This is a genomic window from Streptomyces sp. NPDC046215 (assembly GCF_040646215.1).
GTDB lineage: Bacteria > Actinomycetota > Actinomycetes > Streptomycetales > Streptomycetaceae > Streptomyces > Streptomyces stramineus.
This window is the reverse complement of record NZ_JBEYZW010000186.1, coordinates 1-2901: the sequence shown is the minus strand read 5'-3', so window position 1 is coordinate 2901 and position 2901 is coordinate 1. Positions and strand designations below refer to the sequence as shown.

Sequence of the window (2901 nt, the reverse complement as noted above, 5' to 3'; positions counted from 1 at the left end):
AGATCACCCACAACCTCCACACCCACGGCACCACCACCTACCTCGAACTCGGACCCGACAACACCCTCACCACCCTCACCCACCACAACCTCCCCCACCACACACCCAACACCCACCCCCTCCTCCACCCCGACCACAACGACACCACCCAGCTCCTCACCACCCTGGCCCACGCCCACACCACCCGGGCCATCGACTGGGCAACCCACTACACCCGCCACACCCCCCGGCCGCAGCGCGTTGACCTGCCTACTTACCCGTTCCAACGCCAACGGTTCTGGCTCACCGCGTCCCCGGGCACCGGGGACGCGGGAGCGATGGGCCTGGAACCGGCCGGACACCCACTCCTCGGCGCGGCGGTCACCCTCGCCGAAGACGACGGGTTCCTCCTGACCGGCCGGATCTCCCTGCCCACCCACCCCTGGCTCGCCGACCACACCATCGCCGGCACCGCCCTCCTCCCCGGCACCGCATTCCTCGAACTCGCCCTCCAAGCCGCACACCACACCCACACCCCCCACATCGAAGAACTCACCCTCCACACCCCCCTCACCCTCCCCGAAACCAGTACCGTCACCCTCCAAATCACCGTCAGGCCCCCGGACAACGCCGGACGCCGCACCCTCACCATCTCCTCCCGCACCGACAACCCCGACACCGACCACACCTGGCAACACCACGCCACCGGCACCCTGGCACCCCAAACGGCCGCGCCCCATCCCGGCATCGCCGACCATGCCCAAGGCATCTGGCCGCCCCCGGGCGCGAAGCCCATTGGCCTGGATGGGCTGTACAACCGCATGGCCGAGCTGGGCTTCACCTACGGGCCGGTTTTCCAGGGGCTGCGTGCGGCGTGGCGTCACGGGGCGGACATTCTCGCGGAGGTGTGCTTGCCCGACGCGGTCACGGAAGACGCCCCCCGTTTCGCGCTCCATCCCGCGCTCCTGGACGTCGCGGTGCAGACCGTGTCGCTGGTAGCTCCTGCGTCTTCCGTAGAAGCCAGCCGGCCAGAAGCAGGCATTCTGCCGTTTACATGGAATGGCGTATCTCTTTATACGACGGGCGCCTCGGTGCTGCGGACACGGATCTCACCAACCGCCTCCGCCGATGAGCACCAGGTCATTTCGCTACAGGTAGCCGACGACATCGGCCGACCTGTTGCCTCCGTCGAGTCGCTGGTCCTGCGCCCGGTGTCCATGGATGATCTGGCGGCGGTCTCGCGCACCAGCACCGAGCGAGCCGACCTTTTCGAAGTGCGGTGGGAACCTGCCCGTCAGCCGTCAGCAGATCCGTCCCTGCCTGCTGGGCGCTGGGCTGTTTTCGGGCTGACAGGCGTTTTCCCCGACATCGAGCTCGAGTCCGGGAATGGGGCTGTCTACTCGGACATCAGCGCACTGGTCCGGGCCCTGGACGCGGGCAGCCCCGTCCCCGACGTCCTCCTCCTCGACTGCCCGCCACCCTCCCAGGACACCCCCACAACCGAAACCATCCACACCACAACCCAACAAACCCTCGAGTTCCTCCAGCAATGGCTGGCAGAAGAACGCCTGGCCACCACCCGCCTGGTCATCACCACACACGGCGCCATGGCCTGCACCCCCGGCGAAGACGTCAACCTCCCAAGCGCCGCCGTATGGGGACTAACCCGCTCCGCCCAGACCGAAGAACCAGGCCGCATCCTCATCATCGACCTCGACAACAACCACCAGGCTCTCTGGAATCTCCTCCCGCCCCTCCTCCACCTCAACGAACCGCAAGCGGCCGTCCGCGCCAACCACGTACTCGTCCCACGCCTCACCCGAGCCGCCGGTAGCCACGACGGGGCGTGGTCGCAAGGCGAGCTGGACCAGGGGTGGCGGTTGGAGTGTGCGCCGACCGGGACGTTGGAGGGGCTGGGCCCGGTGGCCAGTGAGGCAGCGACTGTGCCGCTGAGCCCGACCCAGGTACGGGTCGGGATGCGGGCCGCGGGAGTGAATTTCCGTGACGTGCTGATGGCTTTGGGGGTGGTCGAAGGGCGGGCCGGTGCCGGTCTCGGCAGCGAGGGCGCGGGAATCGTTCTGGAAGTCGGGACAGAAGTGTCCCACTGGAAGGCCGGGGACCGGGTGATGGGGGTTTTCGAAGGGGCGTTCGCCCCGGTCGCCATCACTGATCAGGACCTGCTCGCCCACATTCCACAGGGGTGGTCATTCGCACAGGCGGCCTCAGTGCCGATCGTCTTCGCCACCGCTTACTACGGATTGGTCGAGCTCGCCGACCTGCGGGCAGGCGAGTCTCTGCTCGTCCACGCCGCGGCCGGCGGTGTGGGCATGGCTGCCGTGCAGCTCGCCCACCACTTGGGGGCCGTCGTCTTCGCCACCGCCAGTCCAAGCAAGTGGGAGGTGCTGCGCTCGAACGGGATCAGCCCGGAGCGGATCGCGTCCTCCCGCACGCTTGACTTCGAGGGGCAGTTCGCCGACCTCACCGGAGGACGGGGCGTCGATGTCGTCCTGGACTGCCTGGCCGGTGAGTTCGTGGATGCGTCATTGCGTCTGACTTCCCGGGACGGCGGCCGGTTCCTGGAGATGGGCAAGAGCGACATCCGCGACGCTCAGCAGGTGCACCGGGACCATCCCGGCTTGGCCTACCAGGCATTCGACCTGCTCAGCGCGTCGCCCGAACAGATCAAGGGCATCCTCACCAAGGTGCTGCGGCTGTTCGACGACGGTGTCATCCAGCCTCTGCCCGTCACCTGCTGGGACATCCGCGACACCGTTGACGCCTTCCGGCACATGCAGCAAGGGCGGCACATCGGCAAGAACGTCTTGATGCTGCCGGTGGCGTTCGATCCCGAGGGCACGGTCCTGATCACCGGCGGAACAGGCGTACTAGGCAGAGAACTAGCCCGCCACCTCGCCACCCACC

Annotated in this window: 1 protein-coding gene; it reads left to right on the top strand. The window is 67.7% G+C overall.

Annotated features, from left to right (window positions below):
* The coding region (locus tag ABZ951_RS33715) for a polyketide synthase dehydratase domain-containing protein (protein ID WP_361281770.1) at nucleotides 1-2901 on the top strand (2901 nt) is incomplete at both ends.